Source organism: Spirochaetota bacterium (genome assembly GCA_038043445.1).
GTDB lineage: Bacteria > Spirochaetota > Brachyspiria > Brachyspirales > JACRPF01 > JBBTBY01.
Genome location: JBBTBY010000026.1, coordinates 1 through 23,509 on the forward strand (window position 1 = coordinate 1; position 23,509 = coordinate 23,509).

A 23,509-nucleotide genomic window follows, 5' to 3' on the forward strand; every position below is an offset into this window, starting at 1 on the left:
ATACTCCTCGTTCAATCGGGCTCCATCCTCACTCCCCGCGTTTATCGTCACCTCATTCCCGGAAACCGAAGTGACACGTCCGAAATATTTTATCTTCGTCCCCTTATCGCCTTCCTCCATCATAATGCCGGTAAGCTTTTCGATAAGACGCCTGAGCGCTTCATTTACCTGCTTGAAATTATCCGTCGATTCCTGCCCCGACTTTTCAATCTTCGAAGTCTCGATATTCACCATATTCGCCGAAACGAAATACTTATCGCCGATATTCATCACCGCGCCGTATATCATATATTCGACATTGAGCACCTTGCCGATCTTCACCGCGCAGGCGGTTTCGGTGCAGCCGGTCTGCTGGAATTGCTGCTCGCGGAGTATATTCTCCATGTTCGCGCGATCGAGCACGTCGAATGCGCGGGATGAGACGAGCGCGGACGCGAAAAGCTCGGTGACCGCTTCGCTTTCCATCTGCGAAACACCTTTGGCGGTGAACGCAAGCACCGCAACACGCGGTTTTTTTTCGGCTGCGCAGAGAACGGCGGCGAGGAGGGTGAAGATGAGAAGGCGTTGTATCATGAAAAACCCCTGATATTGATAGAGGCGATTATACCGCGGAAGGTTCAATTGTCAAATTGATTCACGATAACGTTGAAATTACAGAGAGCACGGGGTCTTGACCCCGTGCTTGCATATCCCGGATATTCGAACACGGGGCTGAAGCCCAATGCCGTTAAGTTAAGACTGATAAGCGTTTGTCCGTCAGATTGTTAACGTTCCCTTCGACTCCGCTCAGGGAACGACATCATATGTTCATGCAATAACAGACAAATTCGCTTCCCGAGCGGAGCCGAGGGATGCGATGAGGAACGCAGAATTGAATCTGTTCCCTTAACGTAACAGCATTGGGCTGAAGCCCCGTCCACCCTCTCATGCTTTGTTCTCTATTTTTGCGAAATCCTTATCATCCGTGCTCATACGGCAATGCCTTCACGGACGATCTCGCGTCGGAACGGGACTTCGGCGTATTTCCGGCTGTTCCACTCATTGCGGGCTACGACCGCAGCGTTATCCCGAACTTCTTTTCGAGCATGGCGAGCGCGCCCTTCTCTATCGCCTCGGCTTCCGGCGCGGTAAGCGTTTTATCCGGATGATTATACACCACGGCTACCGCCACCGAGCGCTTGCCCGCGGGTACCTGGTCGCCTTCATACACGTCGACAACGCTTACATCGCGTATCTGTGTATCGAACGCGCGTATCGCATCGATGACGGAGGAAAACGGTGTTGTCCTGTCGAGCACGAGCGCGAGATCGCGGTACACGGGCGGGAATTTCCAAAGTTCGTTGAAGCCTGTCCTGCCTTCCATGCCAAGGAGCGCGAGGGCGTCGATCTCGAAATAAAAAACACGTTCTTTGATATCGAATACTTTCCGTATCGTCGGGGTGACCTCGCCCGCAACGCCGATATCTTTGCCGGCGGCGTTTACCCGCGCGCACACCGTGGGTACGAAACGAGGATCTGCTGACGGCGTAAGGCCGTATCCCGGGCGTTTCAGATATTTCACGATGATGCTTTCAAGTATGCCGGTCGCATCGAAAAAGTCGTACATGCGTTCAGCATTGTTCCATTTCTTTTCATCGGTAGTGCCGATGAAAAGAGCGGCGAGCATCTTTCGCTCCGAGTACCCGTCGCCGTCTTTAGTGAAGACCGAACCGAGCTCGAAATACGCGCCGCCTGTTTTCCCGCGGCTTCGATTGTGAAGCGCCGTGCGCATCATGCCGGCGAAAAGTCCCGGGCGCAATATGTCATGCTCATTGCTGAGCGGGCTTATGACGGGAATGAATCGCGATGCATCCGTTCCGATGCGGCTTTCGAGGGAGGAGTCCGTCATGGAATAGTGCACGGTCTGCGTAAGGCCGCATGAAGCCGCGTATGAAGAGAGCGCGAGCATGGCATGATAATCGTTCTCCACCTTCTGCGATGCGATGCGCGGCATGGCCGAAGGGATATCGTTGTAGCCGACGAGGCGCGCTATCTCCTCTACAAGGTCGATCTCCGCCGTGAGGTCGGGCCGGTACACGGGTATCTCTATCTTAAGCGAGTTCTCGCCGATATTCGCCATCATGAAACCCATGCGTTTGAACACCGCATGCACGTCCGAGCGCGAGAGTTCCACGCCCAGATGCTTCTGCACAAGGTCGCAGTTAAAAACGATGGTCCTTGGTTCGAACGGTGAGGGATAGATGTCCTTCGCCGTGCTCGCTATCTCGCCGCCGGCCGTTTCTATGATGAGCTCGACAGCGCGATTGAGCGCCATGACGGTGGTTTCCGGATTGATGCCGCGTTCGAAACGGTAGGATGCATCGCTTTTCAATCCGATCATCTTGCTCCCTTTTCGCACGGTAACAGGATCGAAGAAGGCGCTTTCAAGGAGTATGTCCTTCGTATTGTTGTCGATCTCGGAATTGGCGCCGCCCATGATGCCCGCTGCCGCGATCGGCTTTTTCCCGTCGCAGATGAGGAGAATGTCCTCGGAGAGCGTGTGCGTTGATCCGTCGATGACCGTTATCGTTTCGCCCTTCTTCGCCCGGCGCACGATTATCTTCTTCTCCTCTATCTTCGTAAGATCGAACGCATGCAGGGGCTGACCGTATTCGAGCATGATGTAATTCGTCACATCGACGACATTATTGATCGAGCGCAGTCCCGCGCGCTCCAGGCGTTCGGCCATCCATCGCGGCGAGGGACCGATGCGCACACCGGTTATCATGCGTGCAGAATAGCGCGGACAGCCCGTGGTGTCTTCGATGGAAATATCGACATTGCCCGTCCTGTGCTCGAACGCTTTCGTTTCCGGCATCACGAAACGCCGGTCGAATACGGATGCTGCCTCGCGCGCCATGCCGGCGACGGAAAGGAGATCGCCGCGGTTGGGGGTTATCTCGAATTCGAACACGTAATCGCCGCCGCCGAGCACCGACTGTATCGCGTCGCCCGGTTCCACCGGCGCATCGATGAGCCATATCCCGTCCGATGTTTCCTCAAGACCGAGCTCGGCTTTGCTGCATATCATCCCGCTGCTCTCGACGCCGCGCAGTTTCGCCTTCTTTATCACAAGGCCGTTGGGGAACACGGTGCCCACGGTGGCCACCGGTACGAGCGCTTCCGCCTTTACGTTCGGCGCACCGCAGACGATGCTCTTCACACCGAGCCTGCCGAGATCGACGGAACAGACGGAAAGCTTATCCGCATTGGGGTGTTTCTCGAATGAGACGATGCGCCCGATGATAACGCCGGGAATATCGGCGCCGATGCGGGTAAGCGAGCTCACCTCGGCCCCGGAAAGCGTGAGCCGTTCGGAGAGCATCTCCGGCGTGATGTTCTCGAGGTCGACATATTCCTTGAGCCAGGAAAGCGGTATCTTCATTGGTGCATCCTCGTGCCTGTTATCGGCTCTGCCGCTCTCGCACTGCATCCGCGTGCGCTGAAAGGCCTTCATATTCCGCGAGTGCGATGACATCCTCGCCGGCGGTCGTGATATATCGTTTGCTCGCGCGGATAACGTTCACCCGCCGATAGAAATCGTATACGCCGAGCGGCGATGAAAAGCGGCTTGCCCCCCAGGTGGGGAGCACATGGTTCGTCCCGATGAGATAATCCCCCAGCGCTTCCGGCGTGTTCTCACCGAGAAAAAGCGCGCCTGCGTTCTTCACCGAGCCTATGACCTCGGCGTCGGAGAGGCGCGTTATCACTTCGAGGTGTTCGGGGCCGTATTTATTGGCGGCGGCGAACGCACGTTCGAGCGATTCCACAAGTATCGACTTGCCGTTCTTTTGTATCGAGGCTTCGGCGATGGCGCGTCGTTTCGATGCGCTCACGTACGCCGGGAGCTTCTCGTTCACCGCGCGTATGAGCTCGCGCGATGTCGTTACCAGTATCGACGATGCGTCCTCATCGTGTTCCGCCTGCGAAATAAGATCACGTGCGATGCAGCCTGCATCAGCGCTGTCGTCGGCTATTATCATTATCTCCGAGGGCCCGGCGAGCATATCGACGGCGCAGTAGCCGTACACGAGCTTTTTCGCGAGCGTGACATAGACATTGCCCGGACCGACGATCTTGTCCACGGGCACGAGGTCCTTGCCGCCGAACGCCGCATACGCGATGCCCTGCGCACCGCCCGCTTTCACTATCCGTGCCGCACCGAGGAGCTGTGCGAGATAGCATATCTCCTCGCGCACGGCGCCGTTCCTGTCCGGCGGGGTGACGATGGTGATGTCGGGCACACCGGCTATCATCGCCGGTATCACGGTCATGAGCAATGTCGAGGGATAGAACGCCTTGCCGCCGGGGACGTATACCGCCACGCGGTCGAGCGGCACGATGCTCTGCCCGAGCATGACATCAGCGCCGGCTGTAAAGAACGAACGCTCGCGCTCAAGGATATGGAATTTCTCGATGTTCGATTTTGCGGTCAGTACCGCTTTAAGGACGCGCGCATCCGCGAATTTCGCGCATGATTCAAGCTCGCTTTTCGGGACGATGAGCGATATATCCGCTGCTGCGGGCGAATCGAATTCGCGGACATAGCGCTTTACGGCTTCCTCGCCGCTCTTCCGTACATCCTCGACGATACCGCTTACCGTGCGGAGTATCTTTTCATCGAAAGTGACGGCGCGAGTAAGTGATACTTCCGACGCCTCGGTGAGCATCAGATGACCCTGGCTTCAAGGAGGGACACGCGCTCGGCCATTCTTTTCTTGTACACGCTGTCCGGGTTCGCCTTGAGGAAGTCTTTGAGAAGGGTTATCGCCTTCTCGCGGCGATTGAGCTTACGCTCCACCATGGACATCGTCATGACGACTTCGCCGGCAAGGTATGACTTCGGCCAAGCCTTCATGAATTTCGACCCATAATTGAGCGCGTCATCGTAATTGCTGCCCTCGATGGATATGAGGATAAGATCGTACATCGCCTGCGGGGCGAGATAGAACGAGCGATGAGTGCTGACCGCCGTAAGCTGCTTGACCGCCTCGGTCTGGTTCTTCATGTAGTAGAACGAGTTGCCGAGGAAATACTTCGCACGGAGCGAGAGCGGTGTTCCGCTCGCTTTCTTTTCCGCATCCTGAAGCGACGTGACCGCATCGTTCAGCATCTGGTTCATTTCAAGGACATTGCCGGCGCGGCGCGACTGCAGGAAGAGCGAGAAACCCCGCTCATAGACCTCGTTCGCTTTCACCATGCGGCCCTGCTGTACGAAGGAATATCCGATGATGATGATGATGGCGGTCACCGCCGCCAGGGCGCCGAGGCCTATGGCAACGCGGTATTTCGTGAGTACTTCGATAAGTACGGCCCGCATTCGCTCATTGGTCATTGCCGGTTTTTTTTCCTGCTCGTTCATGGTATGCCCTTTTTCGGAAAATATGCTCGATACGTACGGTATGAAAGATGGATAGTACAGGAAAAATCGTCAAAATGCAATACAAGGAAAGATCGGTTTCAGCCCTGAAAAGACGCCTTTTCCGCGTCCGAGAGCGGCCGCATCGCCCCGGGTAGAAGCTTCCCGAGCACGACCGTGCCGATGGCGACACGCACGAGATCGGTCACATGATGACCGAGGGCATCGCAGACGATGCGTATCTCCCGGCGTTTGCCCTCGTTCATGAGCACGCGGAGCACGGAACGCTCATCGTCCGCTGTCAGTACCTCGCATCCGCGGAAGCGATAGGATACGCCCTCATGGATGATGCCCTTGCGCGCACGGGCGAAGTCCTCCGCACGGACAAGCCCTTTCACCGTAACACGATATTCCTTTATTATCTCGAATGACGGATGCGTGATGCGGTGTGCGAACGCGCCGTCATTGGTGAGTATCATGAGCCCGCGCGAGTTGAAATCCAATCGTCCTGCGTAGAAGATACGGTACGGCATATCGTCGACATAATCGGCGATGGAACGCTTGCCGCGGAGTTTCGCCATCGTGCTCATGACATTCATCGGTTTGTGGAAGGCGAAGTAGACCATCGCTTCGTTCGCTATCGCCTTGCCGTCAAAGGAAACGATATCGGTCGTGCGTATGCGCGTCCCAAGCTCGGTGACGACAGCCCCGTTCACGGTAACGCGTCCCTCCGCGATGAGCTTCTCGCAGGAGCGCCGTGAGCCGATGCCCGCGCGCGAGAGTATCACCTGAAGCCGTATGCCGGGATTCATCCGTCACCCCAGAACATTTCCGGCGGCACAGCGCAGAGCATGATTCGTCTGTCGCTCTCCGGGTGATGCGTCTCAACGATGAGCGAATGGAGGAGCATGGTCGTATTCTCCCGTCCTCCGTAGAGCGCATCGCCGACTATCGGATATCCGCGCGATGCCAATTGCACGCGCAGCTGATGCCGCACGCCGGTGATCAATCGCAGGAGCACATAGCATTCATCCATTGTATCAGGGCATCGGGCAAGCAGCGTGAGTTCCGCGCGCGCGCGCAGTCCGCGTACATCGCCGACGCGCATTTTCTCTTTCTCACCCGAGCGCTCCTTCACGAGCACATCTTCCATGAGCATATGCCCCGGCGGTGTGCCGGCCACTCGCGCAAGGTAGTATTTTTCCGTGCGTTCTGATCGATATGTCGTGCTGAGCGTTCCGAACGCCTGATCGCTCTTTGCCGCGAGCACAAGCCCCGTCGTTTCATGATCGAGCCTGTTGACGCTCCCCGCATTGAGCACGCCGCCCGCCTCGGGCGTTTTCCCGCAATGCGCGGCAACGGCGTTCATGAGCGTGTCCGTGTCGTCATGCCGAAGCGGCACCGTATGCATGAAGGGGGGTTTATTCACCGCGATGATGCTTTCATCCTCGAAAACGATGGAAAGCGAAATGGCAGGATTCGCCGTTATCCCGGCACCGTCAGTGATATCGACGGAAAGAACACCGCCTTCCGATATCCGCTCGCTTTTTTTTATGCGATGGCCGTCGTATCGGACGCGCCCCTCGGTGAAAAGCGCTTCAAGCTCGGTGCGCGAATACTGCGGAAGCCCTTCTTTAAGGACCGTGAGCGCCCGCGCGGTTGTCTTTGCGGTCACTTCACTTGCCATCGAGCGACCGGAGTGCTTCGAGATAGCAGGCCTCAAAATCGCCGTCGCCGCGTTCAAAATCCGTCACCGATCGGGAGATGCTCCGATTGAGCACGCGTATCATGGCTCGCGCTATGGCCATGGTGTCCGCGGAACCGGTACAGCGCTGCTTTATCGCCCGATCGAGCGTGATGATGTTCACGCGGCGGAATACGGTATCATCGTCCATTGCTGTTCCTCTTGTAAGTATTACGAGCATGGATATATAGTATGCCGAGGGAAGAGGAATTAACCACGGATGAACACAGATGAACACGGATAGAGGAATAATGTAAAGAAGGGAAAGGGAAAACCACGGAGCGCACCGAGGGGGATAAGAAGAAAAAGGAAGCGCTCCCCTCTCCGGTTGTTGGTGAGCCTGTCGAATCATCCGGGAGAGGGGCTGGGGGTGAGGTCTGCGCATCAAAAATGAATGTATCGGCCTCAGCCATTACATGCTCCGTCATCATTCCCTACGGGCGATGGAGCGCCGAGATCCCCAATAGCGAGCGCACTTCATCGAGCGTCTTTTCCGATATCTCCGCGGCACGCTTCCTGCCGGTCTCGAGCACGTCCGAAATGTAATCGGGTTTCTTTGAGTACTCGGCTATCCGTTCGCGGACGGGCGCGAGCGCCGCGTTCATATGCTTCGCGAGTATCTTCTTGCAGTCTACGCAGCCGATGCCGGCAGATCGGCATTGCTTCGCGCATTCCTCGCGTTCCGCGTCCGGTGTAAAGAATTTATGAAGGCTGTAGACATTGCAGACGTCGGGGTTGCCCGAGTCCGTACGCCGCTTGCGGTTCACGTCGGTGACCGCGGCGAGGAGAAGCTTTTCCGTCTCCTCCGGCGTTGCGCGGAGCGGTATGTGATTATTGAGCGACTTGCTCATCTTCCGCTCGCCGTCAAGGCCGATGATGCGCTTTGCCTCGGAGAGTATCGTCCTTGGCTCCTTGAAGTACTCGCCGAAACGCGCGTTGAATTTCCGCACTATCATGCGCGTGAGTTCGAGATGCTGTACCTGGTCTTCGCCCACCGGCACCGCATCGGGATGATAGAGGAGGATATCCGCCGCCATGAGTACGGGATAATCGAAAAGTCCGACATTGATCTCCTCATGCTGCGCGGACTTGTCCTTGAACTGCGTCATGCGCTCAAGCTCGGCCATGGGTGTGACCGTGTTGAATATCCAGGTGAGTTCGGTGTGCGCGCGCACTTCCGACTGCACGTAGATGATGCACTTCTCAGGGTCAAGTCCTGAAGCGAGATATTCCACCGCGGCGGCGTGAATTCGCGAGCGCATCGCCTTCGGGTCGTAGGGTATCGTTATCGCGTGATAGTCGACGATGAAGAAGAAACCGAAATAATCATCGAGGAGCGATACCCAGTTCTTTATCGCGCCCAGATAATTGCCGATGTGAAGGTCCCCCGTCGGCTGTATGCCGCTTAACATTATCTTCTGTGCCATATCCGTTCCTTCCGGCTATACGCCGAATTCGCCGAGCAGAAGCAGATTGAGATTGAGCTCGGCATTGTAATGCTGATAGACGAGTTTCTGTGTTTCCACGATGAGCCGGTACACATCATCGGCGGTGGCCGTGCCGCTCGAAACGATGTAATTGGGGAATTGCTTATACCACTTCGCGCCGTTGATGACGAGGTTCGCCGCGCCGACACGCTCGATCATCTTGTACGCCTTGTTCCCCGGCGGGTCCTTGAAGATGAGCCCGCTCGAACGCGACGACGGCTGCAGAATGCCCCGGATATATCGATACTTTTCCGTCGTGGTCTGAATATTATCCTCGGTGGACGCCTCAAGCTGCATCGTCACGCCGATGACCACCGAGCCCCCGAGGTCGCTCTCTCGTTCACCGAAGCGTATCTCGGACGTCATGCGCTCCTCGATAGTGCCGTCGGGGGCTATCGAGCGCACGCGGGTGATGATATCCGAGAACGATATGCCGAAGCAGGTGGCGTTCTTCGCCGTTGCGCCGCCCACCGTACCCGGGAGCGTGCTCGCGAATTCGAGACCGGAAAGTTTCTCCATGCGCGCCCTGCGAGAGAGCACTTCCATGCCCACGCCGCCGCCCGCCGTGCACGTATCGCCGGAAAAGCTCATCTCGGTGAACGCGCCCTTCAAGCGAAGCGCTACGCCCTGGAAACCGCGCTCCGATAACAGGATGTTCGTCGCATCGCCGAGTATCACCGAGGGGATGGACTCAGCACGGAGTATCTCATGCACGGCGAGAAGGTCTTCCTCCGTTGAAACGGTAAGGAGCCTGTCGATGACACCGCCTACGCGCAAGGGCGTCATGCTCTTTAATGGAAAGCTTTCCTTCAGTTCCAGACCGCGCTTTTCCGCATAGACGGATAATTGTTTATAGCCCTGATACAAAACGCTCTCCCGCCTTATATATATCGCCGGCCCCGAGCGTAAGCACCGTATCGCCGTTCTTTGAGGTCTCGTGCATAGCCGACACGACATCATCGCGCGAAGCGAAACGGACCGAAACACCGTTCTTCACAAGTTCTTTATAAATGAGCTTTCCGTTCACGCCGGACATGGGCTTTTCCCCGGCGGGATAGATATCGGTCACGATGACGCTGTCGGCTTTGCCGAACGCCTTGCCGAAATCGCGGTAAAGCGCCGCCGTCCGCGAGTAGCGATGCGGCTGGAACACGACGACAAGCCGCCCGCTCACCGCCTGCTTGAGCGCTGCAAGCGTCGCCTTTATCTCGGTGGGGTGATGGCCGTAGTCATCGAACACGCGGATATCACCGTCATGCACCAGATTAAGCCGCCGTCCGACACCGGCGAAGCCCGTAAGCGATCTGCGTATGCGGTCCGGCTTCACCTTGAGCGAGGAAGCAACACCGATGGCGGCAAGCGTGTTGAGTATATTATGGTCGCCGAAGAGCGGGATGTGAAATTCACCGATGTCCTTTCCGAAGAGCGTTACGGAGAATTCGCAGCCTGCGCCCGAACGGCGTATCTTCGTCGCGGCAATATCGAATTCCTTGTCGAAGCCGTAGCGGTAATAACGCTTATTGACATGCGCCGCCATTTTCCTGACGGCCTTGTCCTCGAAGCAGAGGAACGCCGAGCCGTAGAACGGCACGGAATTGACGAATTCGGTGAACGCGGCGGCGAGCGCCGTTTCGGTCTTGTAATGGTCGAGGTGGTCATTATCGATATTGGTCACCACCGCGATGACCGGCGAGAGGCGCAGGAAGGAGCCGTCGCTCTCATCCGCCTCGCAGACGAGATATCTGCCGGTGCCGAAATTCGCATTGGAATTGATATTGAAATATTTCCCGCCGATGACCGAGGTGGGCTTCAGTCCCGCGTCGGTGAGGAGATGGCTTACGAGCGATGTCGTCGTGGTCTTGCCGTGCGTGCCGGAAATGGCAATGCCGTAGCGAAGGCGCATCAATTCGGCGAGCATTTCCGAGCGGTGTATTATCACGATGCCCCGTTTTCTCGCTTCCGCTATCTCGGGATTGTCGGGGCGTATCGCCGAGGAGGTGACGACGAGCGCCACATCGGGCATGACGTTCGCCCGTGCGTGGCCTTCGAAGACATGCGCGCCTTTTCGCGCGAGCGCATCGCTCACGTCGCCGCGATGGAGGTCGCTCCCGCTCACTTTGTATCCCATCGAAAGGAGTATGCGTGCAATGCCGCTCATGCCGATGCCGCCGATGCCGATGAAATGTATCTTCTGTTTTTCTGCGAACATGAGCGCTCCGAGTGCATGCTGATAATGTCTGCGTATTATATCCAAGTAAGCTGTTTTGGCAAGGCGACGGCACTTCGATATCGATGCACATGTGCTTGCACAAAGAGCCCCGAATTAACACGTAAGAAAAGAAAACCACTGAGGGCACAGAGAACATAAGAGAATGCGATGAAAATACATGGAGGATAATGCAGAGCAGACATTGCCTTTCGGGTAAAAAAGATCAAGTCATTTTTGTTTTCTCAACCTTTTCTCCGTGACGCTCCTTACGTGATCTTTTGGGCTTGCACATTCACTTGACCGGACCCTGCTGATATCGTATAATGAATCATCGATCACGGCAGCGATGTTGCACTGCCGGTACGAACGGGGAATGTCATGCGAATTCGCGCTTCAATCATCGTCATTCTTTGCGCCCTTTCGACCATGCTGCATGCCGGGTTCGGTATCGGGGCGAAGATGCCCCTTTCGTTCGGGCTCAATCTCGCCGGTGCGCGCGGCGTATGGGTCGGTGCGGCATACGGGTGCGGCTTCACCGCGGAAGCGACCTTCGGCACCGAGGCGGGAGCGTTCGGATTGGAAGCCTATGGTCTCTTTGCCGGCGATCGCTATTTCCTCCCCGTCGATCGATACACCGCCGGGGCGTATCTCTTCGAGATAGGCATTCACTACGGCATCGATCTCAAATTCCATTTCGGCAAGAGTTACTATTTCGGTTTCGGGCCCATGCTCATGTACACGCTTCTGGGGAATACCGGCGATGCAACCATGACATCGCCATTGCCTCCCGAATCCATCGGCCACGATTTCGGCGCCGCCGTCTTTACCGGCTATTCATTCTACGTGAACGAGAATCTCGCCTTCCCCGTTGAATTCAGGACGATAATGAATATCTCGGCAATGACCGCCGGGGCGGTGCCGTTCCTGTTCCAAGTAAGCGTCGGCGTTACCATACGCCTGGCGAAATAGGGGGTTGTCTATGAAACGATGTATGTTCATCGTAATGCTCGCGCTGGCCCTCGTCGGCATTTCATGCCTGCGTACCGACAATCCGTTCGCCCCGAACGGGACATCGCTTATGAAATATGGGCGAGGCCAATACATTTTCATGTCCACTTTTTCGAACGTATATCGCTGGGACTTGGCGACCGGCAATAATGTGAAAGGGGTTCTTACTACCAACGGATATGAATTCATCAGCCTTAATGTACAAGTATCAAAGGACGAAAGATATTTTTATACACTTGCACAAAAAACCGCGGCTGGATATATCGATCTGTATCGCTACAATATAGATGGTACCGGTGAGGAATTGATCCTCGCCGGCAGTGCTGCTTCCACTCCGAACCTTGTGTACCCATGCCCGAACGGCGATCTCATTATAAAAGAGATTACCGGTGTCAACTCCGAGACCATCGTCATCAATCCCTACTATGCCACAAAGCGCGACCTGATAGGCAGCAATATAAACGTGAGCGTTCCGCTTGCCGGCAAAGCCGCTTTTTACTATTCCACGAACATGGTCGGGAGCGGTCCGTATACCAATACCTATACGATAAAAAAATACGACCTTGCCGCGAAAACGACGGCAACAATAGCGACGATGGTGCTTGAGTTTTCAGCACCGCCGAACCCCGTATTTTCCATCGGCCCGTCACCGGACGGCGATAAACTCCTCATCATCACGCAGACGAACAGTGCGAATTTTCTCGCGTATATGCTCGATGTGCGATCCGGCGCAGCGCCGGCCCTCATCGGATCGATAACGAATTCCGTTTCCATCGGCTGGTCGCCGTATGCATCCCCTTTATATATGATAATGAGCGCAGGCGGGTATGAGATAGGACGCATATCGACAGCGAATGCCGCCCTGACGAAGACGAAAGAATTCACGCTTGCATACGTCATGATGAAATGGCCGGTTTCAGACGCATTCGGAAAGATGTATCTCGTCAATACCAATCTCGCCGCGCTCGGTGCAGCAGAAAGCATGATCGATTGAACGATGATAACGATAGTGAGGATACGGCAATGAGGATACACTTCCTTTTCGCAATACTCGCGGCCTCCGTACTATCAGCGCGAACGATCGGCTATACTTCCATCGAGCGGACGGAAGGGTTCTCCGAAGCGCAGATCGAGCAGTTGAACGAGCGCATATTCTCGCGCCTTGTCGATAGCGGTTATATGCTCACGAACATCGGCGCTTTGCCGCGTACGGCTTCCGAAAGCGAAACGGCGAAAGCGTTCGGGAAGGCATATGCACTGGATATGCTTTTCGTACAGACATTGATACGGGGCGACACGTATGAATACTCGTACCGCCTCCTCGGGGGCAGGCTCGGCGACCTCATTGCGGAGAAAACATTCTCCTTCACCGATTTCAGGACGCAATTCCCGTCGGTGCTCTCGGAGATAAAGAAGCGGTTGTCCGTCAATCTTGATCTCGATTTCGAGATGCCGACGAAAACGACAGCGGGAAAGCTGATGTTCGATACGCCCGATACGAAGACAGCGGCAAAGCTCGTCCTGCCGGAAACGCTTTCCGCCGACGCTTTCCTCACGCGCGACGCGGTAACGCTCAACCTTTTTCATTCGGACCGTGTCGATTCCTACGGATGGATGACCGGCGGTTTCGTCTATTCCGCCATGGCGTTCGCTTTGACGGCCATCGGCCTCGGGGTCTACTACGGGATACGAACGCAGTCGCCGAACAATGACGCGAATGAGAACAACATTCTTCTCCTTGGCGGCTTTACCGCCGGTTTGGGTGTGTTCAATCTCATCATCGCCATCCCAAGCTTTATCGCGTACAATGATACGAACCGTTCGTATCAGTTGGTGCGAAAGTGAGCCGCCCGATGACACGATACGGCGCTCTCATCCTCGTTCTCCTCGCGGTGTTCGGCTGCGTTACGCCGCCGCGTCTTACCGTCGATGACAGCGGCTTTCTCGCCCGCGGTACCGTCATCGCCGTTGTGCCGGCTACCGATAATCTGAAAGCGATACTCGCCGCCGATCAGCTCCGCAATTATCTCGTCGTCAACGGCGAATGGAGGCTGCTCACCAAGACCGTGAGCGAAAAGACCTGCTATGACCGGGAATTCATCATATCCCCCGCAAGCATTGAGACATCCGACGCGTTCACGAACAACACCTTCAATGCCGAAGCCGAAATATCAAAGCTCACGTCAGTAAAAGAGGTGCGGTATATCATCACCGTACGCCCGCTATCGGTGACGACCACGTATACGAGGAACACGGACAGCCGCGGGCGCTCGACAACAACGGAAACGCTCGCTATCGAGTTCGATGTAAGCATACTCGCATCGCCCTCGGGCACGTCAGTATCGAAGATAAAGTTGAGCGGGAACGCGACAACGTTCTTCTCCGGCGGCGGCAATCTCTTCCTGAGCGACAAGAATAAAGCGAGCATAGTGGCGATCGACCGTTTCATCCAGAACTATGCGCGCCAGGCGGTCGACCTGCAGCGCAATGCTTCCCGCTAACAACGATCAGCGCAGGAATCCCTTCGCGTCGGTGAGATCGATGGTGCTCATCGCATCGGCGCTTTCTCGCGCCCGAAGCGCTATCGCCGTCGCGTAGAATCCGTCGGCCGCGGATGCTGTCGTATCCCGCTTCCCCTCGGCCATTGCGATGACATCGTCGAATATCTCCCGCGGCGGCGACTGTAATGCTATTTCGCGTTCGCCGGCCGTATCGATACAATAGAGCTTTTCGCCGCGTATCTCGAGAACACCCTTCGTGCCCGCAATGCGCAGGCGGTCGTCGCCGTGCGACGGCGCATCCTTCGGGCGCAGATAATCCGCCGTTATCGTGACGAACGCCCCTTCATCGGTGGTGAACTGCATGACGGCGGCGCTCTCAAGCGCCCCGTGTCCGGCATTGCCAACCGTCGTGTGGCGGGCCGTGACGGATGCATAGTTCACACCGGCGACATATCGCACGAAGTCGACGGCATGTATCGCCACCCACGGTATCGTACCGCCGTAGGACGCTCGCTCGCGGTAGAACGCCGCGCGCTCACCGAGCTTATACGATTTCTGCGCCCCTATGAGTATCGGCGTTCCGACGGCGCCCGTACGTACACGTTCACGCGCGGTGAAGTATGCATTGCTGAAGCGCATGTCGAACATGGGATATATCGGCGTGTGTTCACGCTTCGACAGCTCGAACAGTGATACGAGATCGTCCCATTCGAGGGCGAATGGTTTCTCCAGGAACACCGGGATGTGCTCGCGGACGCATGTCATGGCTGTTCCGGCGATATGCGAGAATTCCGGATTGACGACGGCGATATCGATACGCTCACACGAAAGACATTCCCCCATCGATGGATACCGTTTCGCGTCGGGGTAGGACTTCGCCAAGCGTTCCGCATCCGCCCCATCTGCGATGAGTGCCGACACGCGCATGCGCGCGGCGTTCTCCGGGGACACGCTCTTGACATAGTGGCAATGCCCGCTCGCACCGACGATCGCTACCCTGAGCATCTTTGTATCCTGCATATCACTTTCCTCCGAGGGAACCGGCAAAGCGATAGGGCACCGCCTGTTCCCCCTCTGCTGTCCTATAGATGAAAACAGCATCGATGACATAGGCGACGCTTTTGCGTGATACGACAGCGGAGAACGCATCGGTCGCTACGCGCATATATACCGGGAGCGACAGATCGAATTCGGAGCGTTCTTCTTTCGGTGAGACATTGGACAGGGACGCGCTTGAGATCAATGTCCCGTTGAGCGTACAGGTATAGGTTATGGCGACGAGCGTTCCCGCGGCCGGGTCGTTCTCGACGGTGAGGCGTGCGGCAAGGTTCACGCGCCCGGCGATGGGATTGATCTCGCCGATGCCGAGCTTGGAGATCCCGACACGCGGTATGATGACGGTGATCGTGTGTTCGAACGGAAGCGCCTGCGCCCGTTTGCCCTTGCCGATGAGCGCGCTCCCGCGGACGGTGAGGAGCATCTTCCCCTGCGAGACCGCGCTCGCTGTCGCGTTCGCGATGCGCGACATATCGAGCAGCGCCGAGACGGGAATGAGCGTGGTCGAAAGCGCTCCGATGAACGTGTTCGTCGTGACGTTCGCCGAGACGAGGAGCGCTCCGGACCCGTCGCTCACATCGGCAGTGAGCGTGGTGAGCGGTACTTCCACATCGTAGCGGTTGTTGATGGATAGCATGAGGTCGGCCGTCATTGCCGTCCCGGCAACGGAACGTATCACGAACGATGCGACGGATATCTGCGGTGCGTTCTCCATGAGATAATCGCGTGACGGGATACATGACACGGTGGTCAGCACTGCAAGCGCGATGATCGGAATGCATCGTCGATGCAGGTGGATCTTTTGGTGAATGAACATGATGCGACTATATCACACGGGGGCACGGTTGCAAGGCGGGCTTTTTTATCCAGCAGGAGGGGTCACGTGACCCCTCCTGCTGGAGCGCAGAAAATTCTCAATGTACGGTGAACGACCGAATGATATCGATAAGCAAAAGCACGTTCAGCACCGTAACGACGGACGCCACTGCGCCGAGCATGATTTTCGTTGAGAGACGGTTCGCGTACACGCCCATCACCTTGCGGGACGAGGTGAGCGCGATGAGGAGGAATATCGTGTAGGGGAGCTGTACGCTGAGTACTATCTGCGAGACGACGAGACCGCGGAAGGGGTCGCCGATGAAGAATATGACGATAAGCGCACCGATGATGGTCGCGAGGACGCCGACACGCGAATGCTTGTCCTTGATGTCGTACGGCTCGCCGAATATCCCGGCGAAAATGCTCCCGCCCGCCATGCCGGCCGTGATGCTCGATGCGACGCCGGCGAAAAGGAGCGCGATGGCGAAGATGATGGCGGCAGCGGGGCCGAGCATGGGTTCGAGCATCGCCTTCGCCTGCGCAAGCTCGGTGACGACGATATGGTTCTTGAAGAAAACACCCGCCGCGACGATTATCATCGCGCTGTTGATGCAGAACCCGACCAGCATCGAGAAAAGCGTATCGGTGAATTCGAACCTGAGCCGGTGCTGTATCGTCTTTTTCCCTTTGGTATGCCATTCGCGGCTCTGTATTATCTCAGAATGAAGGAAGATATTGTGCGGCATGACCACAGCGCCGAGCACGCTCATGATGATGGCGATGGACCCTAAGGGGATCTGCGGCAGTACCCATCCGACCGCTGCCGCATGCCAGTCCGGGCGCACGAAGATTATCTCGATGAGGAATGAGAAGCCGATGAGCGATACGAAACCGATGATGACGCGTTCGATGCGCTTATATGAACTCGTGAAGATGAACACAAGTATGAGCCCGGCGGTGAGCACGGCCCCGATCTTGAGCGGGAGATGAAAAAGCATCTGCAATGCGATGGCACCGCCGAGCACTTCCGCCAACGCCGTTGAAATGGATGCGAGCACGGCACTCCCGAGGATCGTCCGAGAAACGACCGGAGGGAGATGTTTTGTCGCCACTTCCGAGAGACAGAGCCCCGTCGCGATACCCAGATGCGCCGCGTTATGCTGGAGGAGTATCAGCATGAGCGTCGAAAGCGTGACCATCCAGAGGAGGGTATATCCGTACTGCGAACCGGCCGCCACGTTCGCAGCCCAGTTGCCCGGATCGATGAAGCCGACCGTGACCAAAAGCCCCGGTCCGATATACTTGAGAACGGCGAACGCTGCGTGCCGGGTACGTTCCGGAATAAGGAAAAAGTCGCGGACCACCCCGATGAATTTCATCGCTATCGCCCTTTCATCCGTTCGATGTGAGCCTGATACGACTGTACGATTATCCGGTAGAGCAGGAACACGGCAAGCGTCACATTGGCGGCAAAAATGACGAGACGCGCCATCGTAACATGTTCCGAGAGCTCATAGATCTCGATCGGTATGAACAGCGACACCGATGCCGCCGCAAGCCATTGCGCCCACATGCGCTCGCGCCATAATCCGTACGCCTCGATGAGCTTCAACACCGCATAGATGAGCGCGCTCGCGGCGATAGCCCGCAGGTTCGCACGATTGAGGTGCGTAAGCGCATCGAGAAAAATGTTCGGGTGATGGCGCGCGGGATTGAGATGGAACGCGGAAAGGAGCTCATGGATACTTCCCTGCACATCGCCGCCGGCCAGGCGGAACAATCCCGTTCCGGCGATGATGACCAAGAGGCCCTTTGTCGCTTCGAAGACAGCGATAGCGCGCAGCCCGGCGGTCGATCCTTTCAGTGCTGCCATGGTCGCGTACTCCCCGGCGTCAGAGCGGAGGACATGCGCTAGAAATTCGTCATAAGGGTGAATGAATCATCGAGCTGCAGGAGCCGTATCGCTTCGTTCTTCCTGCCGAGATAGAATTCATGGATGCGGCGCACGAGCGGCATATCGGCGCGCTTGATGAAGACCGCCTTTACACCGATATTGGTCACCTCGGCAAAGGTGCGATCCTCACGGAGCTTCTGCTCCTCGATATTGTCGGTCGGCTCGGTCACCGCAACGCGGTCGCGTACCATGCTGCGATACTCGCGCGCATAGAGCGTGCGTATCGTGACGAAATAGGATGCGGGTACGGGCTCGAAGCAGGTGTTCGTCGCATCACCGCCGACAGCGGCAAGCGGCTCAGGTATCATAAGGTAGAAGTTCACTTCGCGCTTGCCTCGGTATGCCTTGGCCGCCACCCACGTCACGCTTCCGCGCGGCGTGAATCCCCTGAGCAGTATGACGCGCTCGGGGAGCGTGAACATCGATGCGGTGTCCGCTTTCACGAGGGGCATGATGGAACGGTACGCAGGCATTTCCCTCAAGGTGCGTATGTATTTATCGCGGTGGAAATGGGCGACATTATTGGCGTATTGCTCAACACCGAACCCCATGACCGTGCTGATATCGAGTACGGCGGGGTTAAGCGCCACGAATACGGCGATAATGACGGCGAGAAGGACGATGATGATCGTGAGGCATCCGCGTTTCATGAGGTGACTATACCACAATGGAAACGATGTTGCAAGCCGGCCATTACAATGAAAATTCGCATTCGATTATTGCATTTTTTACCCTGCTCTGCTAGAATAACGCTTTTCCCCCATAGCGGCTTTGCCGCTTGGTGTCAGTGAGCGCACAGCAAGTGCGCGAACATATGCTGAGCAGCGGGGGTGTGATAGGCCAGCGCTTTTCATGAGGAGATCCCGGAAAGGGACAAAAAGTATGGGCGATTATTCAGACAGTCAACAGTATCTCATGCACACCTATAACCGCATGCCGATGCACTTCACCGACGGGAAAGGCGCATACCTTACCGGCAGCGACGGGAAGCGCTATCTCGATTTCCTTTCCGGCATCGCCGTGACCATACTCGGCCATCAGCATCCCGCCGCGGTGAAGGCGCTCACCAAAGCGGCGCACGGCGTGTGGCATACATCCAACCTTTTCGAGATACCCGCGCAGATATCGCTCGGGGAAAAGATCGCCAAACACGGGCTCGGCGGGAAAACGTTCTTCTGCAATTCCGGCACCGAAGCGAACGAGGCGGCGTTGAAGCTCGCCGTCAAACGGGGCAAAGGCATATCGCCGGAAAAGACGGGCGTCATCGCCATGATCAATTCGTTCCATGGACGCACCATCGGGTCGCTCAATCTGACCGGTCAGGAAAAATATCGAAAGGATTATCCCGCGCTTTCGAACATATCCTATGTTCCGTACAATGACATGGCCGCGCTTACCGCGCAGATGAACGAGCATACCGCGGCCGTGTTCATCGAAGTGGTGCAGGGCGAAGCGGGCGTGTACCCGGTGAGCGAGGAGTATTATCGCCTCGTCCGGTCGCTCACGAAAAAATTCAATGCGCTTATGATCATCGATGAAGTGCAAACCGGCATGGGGCGGACGGGTACGCTCTTCGGCTATGAACGGTTTCCCGAAAAACCGGACGTATTTACGCTCGCGAAGGGGCTTGCCAACGGCTTTCCCATCGGCGCTATGCACGCAGCAAGCGCATTCTCGGATGTGTTCACGCCGGGGTCGCATGCCTCGACGTTCGGCGGCAATCCCCTTGCCGTTTCCGTCGGGAATGCCGTGTTCGATATCGTAGCCGATGAGAAATTCCTCGCACGGGTGCGCGCCGCCGGTGAAACGCTGCGCGGCGAGTTCGCGCAACGCGCAAAAAAATATCATTTCATAAAAGAGATACGGGGACAGGGGCTCATGATCGGCGTGGAACTTTCCATCTCCGCTGATGCGGTGAAGATGAAATGTTTCGGCGAGGGCCTCATCGTCAACGCCATCGCGGACAGGACGCTCCGCCTCATTCCGCCGCTCATCATCGGCGAACGCGAGATCGCGCACGCGCTCGCCGTCATCGACGGCATATTCAAACAGTACTAGCACACGCTACGGAGAAGACCATGATACATCTCTCGAAGAAAGACCTCGTTTCCATTGCCGATCTTTCGCGCAATGAGCTCAACGGGCTCCTTGCGCTCGGTATGAAGTTGAAGCGCCGTGTCTGGGGAAAACCGCTCGCCGGCAAGGTGCTCGGGATGATATTCTCGAAAAGCTCCACGCGGACGCGGGTATCGTTCGAGGTCGGCATGCACAAGCTCGGCGGCCATGCGATATTCCTCTCGCAGAACGACATACAGCTCGGGCGCGGCGAATCCGTCGAGGATACCGCGCGGGTGCTTTCGCGCTTCATCGACGGCATCATGATACGGACGTTCGCGCATCATGACGTCGAGCTCCTTGCGAAGCATGCCTCCATCCCCGTCATCAACGGACTTACCGATGACGAACATCCGTGCCAGATACTCGCCGACCTCATGACGGTGCTCGAGCATAAGAAGACGCTCGATGTGAAGATAGCCTATGTCGGCGACGGCAACAATGTAGCCGCGTCGCTCGCGCTTGCCTGCGAAACGCTCGGTGTCACATGCACGGTATCATCGCCCAAGGGGTATGAGATGCCTGCCGCCGTACGCGTACGCACGCCGTCCGTGAAATACCATATCGATCCGCGCGATGGCGTACGGGATGCGGACGTCGTGTATACCGACGTGTGGACATCGATGGGGCAGGAGAAGGAATACAAGAAACGCATCAACGCGTTCAAGAAATATCAGATAAACGCCTCGCTCATGTCGCTCGCCAAGCCGGACCATATCTTCCTGCACTGTCTCCCGGCGCATCGCGGCGAGGAAGTGGCTGCCGACGTCATCGATGGGCCGAACTCCGTCGTATTCGACGAAGCGGAGAACCGGATGCATGCGCAGATGGCGGTACTCCTCGCGCTCATGCGCTAGACGACGGATCCCTGCCGTATCATAGCGCTTCGAATTTGACGCCGGCTATCCAAAGCGTGGACCCTTTCGGCATAGTACCGACGTTCAATAATCATCACGGATACACCGATAATTATTGAAAGAGATACGGTGATACCATGCTTGAAAAAAGAGACCCGACCGACAGCATCATGTTCATAACCGACCCGAATGCGGTGCTCATAGAGGTGTCGGAGATATTGAGCCGCATGGGCATGGCGACGCTCATCACGGTCATGACGAGCATATTCCGCGATGTGCAGAAGATGTTCAAGGGCGAATTCGGCGCCTTCAAGCCGAGCAATACGCCGTATCACGACATCGATCATACCTTAAGCGTGTTCCTCGCCACCGCACGCATTGCGCACGGCGCTCAGGTGAACGGCGCGGGACTGGGCGAATCGGAAATGCTCCGCGCGCTCATCGCCTCGCTCCTCCACGACTCGGGGTATCTGCAGACAGTGGATGACGCCGAGGGTACGGGGGCGAAATACGGGGCGAAGCATGAGCTCAGAAGTGTGGCCAACGTCCACGAATACCTCGCCACAAAGGGATTGCCGCAGGCTGCCGTGAACGATTGCGAGATAATGGTCGCGCTGACGAAACTCTCGATAGTCCCCTCACAGCTGAAATTCCGTACGCCGGGGATAGAACGTGCCGCGCGTATCGTCGCCACCGCGGACCTCATCGCGCAGGTCGCCGATCGGCTTTATCTCGAAAAGCTCCTCCTCCTGTACAAGGAATCGGTCGATTCGGGAAAACCGATGTACGCTTCGGAACAGGACCTGATCGAGAAGACCGATCATTTCTATCACACCGTGGTGAAGAAACGGGTCAGGGACGATCTCGGCGATGTTGCGAAGCATCTTGCGGCACATTTCAAGAACCGATGGGACCTTGACCGCGATCTCTATCAATACAATATCAAGAAGAACATCGATTATCTCAAACGGGTCATCGTCGACGGCGGCGGGAATTATCGCGATCACCTGAAGCGCGGCGGCATCGTGGAAAAACTCACGGAATAGCGTCCGCTACAGTATCGTATCTTTTTCGCGCTTGATGTGCGCACCGAGCGAAGTGAGCTTCGCCTCGAATCCCTCATAGCCCCTGTCGATGTGATAGATGCGGTGTACGGTCGTGGTATTGCCGGCGGCGAGCCCCGCGACGACAAGGCCCGCACCCGCGCGGAGATCGGAGGCCTGTACATCGCAGCCGATAAGCTTCCCCCCGCCGTGGATGATGGCGGTGCTCCCCTCGACGGCGATGCGCGCACCCATGCGGGAAAGTTCGGGCACATGCATGAAGCGGTCGGGGTATACGCGCTCGGTGAGCGAACTGATGCCGTTGATCGTCGATCCGAGCGTTATGAACTGCGCCTGCAGGTCGGTGGGGAACATCGGATACGGCATCGTTTCTATCGCGAAGGGTTTGAGCGTACGCTTCGCTTTTATCTCAATCTCGCGCGGCCCCATTTTCACGGTGGCGCCGATGCTGATAAGCGTATCGATAGCGCTCATGCAGTGTTCCGGATTGCAATTCGTGAGTGCGATGCTTCCGCGTGTTGCAAGCGCCGCCGTGAGGAATGTCCCCGTTTCGATGCGGTCGGGTATGACCTCATATTCCGTACCGTGAAGTTCCTTCATGCCCTTTACCGTTATGACCGGCGTACCCGCTCCGGTGATATCTGCGCCCATGCTGATGAGCATGTTCGCAAGGTCCACGCATTCGGGTTCCATCGCCGCGCTTTCGATGACCGTTGTCCCGCGCGCGAGGGTGGCCGCCATCATGACATTGTCGGTGGCGAGCACGGATGAACCGAATTTCCCGGCAAGGACTATGCGTTTTCCCGTGAGCGATTTCGCTTTCGCATCGATGTAGCCGTGATCGATGGCTATCTTCGCGCCGAGCGCTTCAAGCCCTTTGATGTGAAGATCGATGGGCCTCGGGCCGAACGCGCAGCCGCCGGGGAGCGAAACGCGGCAATGTTTATACCGCGCGAGGAGGGGGCCGAGCACGATGACGGATGCGCGCATCTTCTTCACGAGCTCATACGGCGCTTCTATCTTCTTCACGTTCTTCTGGCGAATATGCATGACGTCGTGCTTGAGATCGATATCCTTGCCGAGTTTCTCAAGGAGCTTCGCGAGCACGAGCACATCGAGGAGGTTGGGCACATTGCGGAGCGTAACATCTTCTTCAGTGAGAAGCGATGCGACCATGAGCGGGAGCGATGCGTTCTTCGAACCGGATATGGCGACCGAGCCTTTGAGCGCCGTGCCGCCGTGAATGACGTATTTGTCCATGACGTGAGCCTGCCTTTATCAGGGAAAACAGTATATA

Annotated in this window: 23 protein-coding genes; 7 read left to right on the forward strand and 16 right to left on the reverse strand. The window is 56.7% G+C overall.

What is annotated here, in order from left to right; translation table 11 throughout:
* The 10 genes from AABZ39_03685 to murC all read right to left on the reverse strand — a co-directional run.
* The coding region (locus AABZ39_03685; GenBank protein ID MEK6793850.1) for a CsgG/HfaB family protein at nt 1-573 on the reverse strand (573 nt) is incomplete at its 3' end.
* Nucleotides 574-1,048: 475 nt separating this feature from the next.
* Nucleotides 1,049-3,424 carry a phenylalanine--tRNA ligase subunit beta gene (gene pheT, locus AABZ39_03690; protein MEK6793851.1) on the reverse strand — a complete coding sequence of 792 codons (2,376 nt, stop codon included), beginning with the start codon at nt 3,422-3,424 and terminating at the stop codon, nt 1,049-1,051.
* A gap of 19 nt (nt 3,425-3,443) precedes the next feature.
* On the reverse strand, nt 3,444-4,709 hold the full coding sequence (gene hisD, locus AABZ39_03695; GenBank protein MEK6793852.1) for a histidinol dehydrogenase: 1,266 nt from the start codon (nt 4,707-4,709) through the stop codon (nt 3,444-3,446).
* Nucleotides 4,709-5,401 carry a tetratricopeptide repeat protein gene (locus AABZ39_03700; protein MEK6793853.1) on the reverse strand — a complete coding sequence of 231 codons (693 nt, stop codon included), beginning with the start codon at nt 5,399-5,401 and terminating at the stop codon, nt 4,709-4,711. Before AABZ39_03700 ends, hisD begins: the two co-directional genes overlap by 1 nt.
* Nucleotides 5,402-5,499: 98 nt before the next feature.
* Entirely contained in the window at nt 5,500-6,210 is a 711-nt protein-coding gene (locus tag AABZ39_03705) for a pseudouridine synthase (protein ID MEK6793854.1), read from the reverse strand.
* Nucleotides 6,207-7,073: an RluA family pseudouridine synthase gene (locus AABZ39_03710; GenBank protein MEK6793855.1), complete on the reverse strand. Its 867-nt coding sequence runs from the start codon at nt 7,071-7,073 to the stop codon at nt 6,207-6,209. The genes AABZ39_03705 and AABZ39_03710 overlap by 4 nt, the downstream gene beginning before the upstream one ends.
* 1 nt (nt 7,074) lies before the next feature.
* Entirely contained in the window at nt 7,075-7,293 is a 219-nt protein-coding gene (locus tag AABZ39_03715) for a hypothetical protein (GenBank protein MEK6793856.1), read from the reverse strand.
* 283 nt (nt 7,294-7,576) lie between these two features.
* Nucleotides 7,577-8,569: a tryptophan--tRNA ligase gene (gene trpS, locus AABZ39_03720; protein ID MEK6793857.1), complete on the reverse strand. Its 993-nt coding sequence runs from the start codon at nt 8,567-8,569 to the stop codon at nt 7,577-7,579.
* 15 nt (nt 8,570-8,584) lie between these two features.
* Entirely contained in the window at nt 8,585-9,496 is a 912-nt protein-coding gene (locus AABZ39_03725; GenBank protein ID MEK6793858.1) for an FAD-binding protein, read from the reverse strand.
* Nucleotides 9,480-10,838, reverse strand: a complete 1,359-nt coding sequence (murC, locus tag AABZ39_03730) for a UDP-N-acetylmuramate--L-alanine ligase (protein MEK6793859.1) — start codon at nt 10,836-10,838, stop codon at nt 9,480-9,482. The genes AABZ39_03725 and murC overlap by 17 nt, the downstream gene beginning before the upstream one ends.
* 378 nt (nt 10,839-11,216) lie before the next feature.
* On the opposite strand from murC, the gene AABZ39_03735 reads away from it, so the two are divergent.
* From AABZ39_03735 to AABZ39_03750, 4 genes are read left to right on the forward strand one after another with little or no spacing between them, the layout of a single operon-like run.
* Nucleotides 11,217-11,807, forward strand: a complete 591-nt coding sequence (locus AABZ39_03735) for a hypothetical protein (protein ID MEK6793860.1) — start codon at nt 11,217-11,219, stop codon at nt 11,805-11,807.
* 10 nt (nt 11,808-11,817) lie between these two features.
* Nucleotides 11,818-12,840, forward strand: a complete 1,023-nt coding sequence (locus tag AABZ39_03740) for a hypothetical protein (protein ID MEK6793861.1) — start codon at nt 11,818-11,820, stop codon at nt 12,838-12,840.
* A 29-nt stretch (nt 12,841-12,869) separates the two neighbouring features.
* Nucleotides 12,870-13,691 carry a hypothetical protein gene (locus AABZ39_03745; GenBank protein MEK6793862.1) on the forward strand — a complete coding sequence of 274 codons (822 nt, stop codon included), beginning with the start codon at nt 12,870-12,872 and terminating at the stop codon, nt 13,689-13,691.
* An 8-nt stretch (nt 13,692-13,699) separates the two neighbouring features.
* The gene (locus AABZ39_03750) at nt 13,700-14,347 is read left to right on the forward strand and encodes a hypothetical protein (protein ID MEK6793863.1); all 648 of its coding nucleotides are present in this window, start codon (nt 13,700-13,702) and stop codon (nt 14,345-14,347) included.
* 6 nt (nt 14,348-14,353) lie between these two features.
* Here AABZ39_03750 and AABZ39_03755 read toward each other — a convergent pair whose 3' ends face one another.
* The 5 genes from AABZ39_03755 to AABZ39_03775 form a co-directional block, all read right to left on the reverse strand.
* Entirely contained in the window at nt 14,354-15,367 is a 1,014-nt protein-coding gene (locus AABZ39_03755; GenBank protein MEK6793864.1) for a Gfo/Idh/MocA family oxidoreductase, read from the reverse strand.
* Nucleotide 15,368: 1 nt separating this feature from the next.
* Nucleotides 15,369-16,220 carry a hypothetical protein gene (locus AABZ39_03760; GenBank protein MEK6793865.1) on the reverse strand — a complete coding sequence of 284 codons (852 nt, stop codon included), beginning with the start codon at nt 16,218-16,220 and terminating at the stop codon, nt 15,369-15,371.
* A gap of 97 nt (nt 16,221-16,317) precedes the next feature.
* On the reverse strand, nt 16,318-17,601 hold the full coding sequence (locus AABZ39_03765) for an Nramp family divalent metal transporter (GenBank protein MEK6793866.1): 1,284 nt from the start codon (nt 17,599-17,601) through the stop codon (nt 16,318-16,320).
* A 2-nt stretch (nt 17,602-17,603) separates the two neighbouring features.
* The gene (locus tag AABZ39_03770) at nt 17,604-18,095 is read right to left on the reverse strand and encodes a DUF2127 domain-containing protein (protein MEK6793867.1); all 492 of its coding nucleotides are present in this window, start codon (nt 18,093-18,095) and stop codon (nt 17,604-17,606) included.
* A 38-nt stretch (nt 18,096-18,133) separates the two neighbouring features.
* Nucleotides 18,134-18,826: a hypothetical protein gene (locus AABZ39_03775; protein MEK6793868.1), complete on the reverse strand. Its 693-nt coding sequence runs from the start codon at nt 18,824-18,826 to the stop codon at nt 18,134-18,136.
* A gap of 232 nt (nt 18,827-19,058) precedes the next feature.
* Here AABZ39_03775 and AABZ39_03780 point away from each other — a divergent pair, with 232 nt between their 5' ends.
* From AABZ39_03780 to AABZ39_03790, 3 genes are all read left to right on the forward strand, one after another.
* Nucleotides 19,059-20,234, forward strand: a complete 1,176-nt coding sequence (locus AABZ39_03780) for an acetylornithine/succinylornithine family transaminase (protein ID MEK6793869.1) — start codon at nt 19,059-19,061, stop codon at nt 20,232-20,234.
* 20 nt (nt 20,235-20,254) lie between these two features.
* On the forward strand, nt 20,255-21,148 hold the full coding sequence (gene argF / locus AABZ39_03785; GenBank protein MEK6793870.1) for an ornithine carbamoyltransferase: 894 nt from the start codon (nt 20,255-20,257) through the stop codon (nt 21,146-21,148).
* Between the two features lie 137 nt (nt 21,149-21,285).
* Nucleotides 21,286-22,194, forward strand: coding sequence for an HD domain-containing protein (locus tag AABZ39_03790; GenBank protein MEK6793871.1), 909 nt, complete (start codon nt 21,286-21,288; stop codon nt 22,192-22,194).
* A gap of 6 nt (nt 22,195-22,200) precedes the next feature.
* Here the strand turns inward: AABZ39_03790 and murA are convergent, their stop codons facing one another.
* Complete coding sequence (gene murA / locus AABZ39_03795; GenBank protein ID MEK6793872.1) at nt 22,201-23,472, reverse strand: UDP-N-acetylglucosamine 1-carboxyvinyltransferase; 1,272 nt, start codon at nt 23,470-23,472, stop codon at nt 22,201-22,203.
* Between the last annotated feature and the right edge of the window lie 37 nt (nt 23,473-23,509).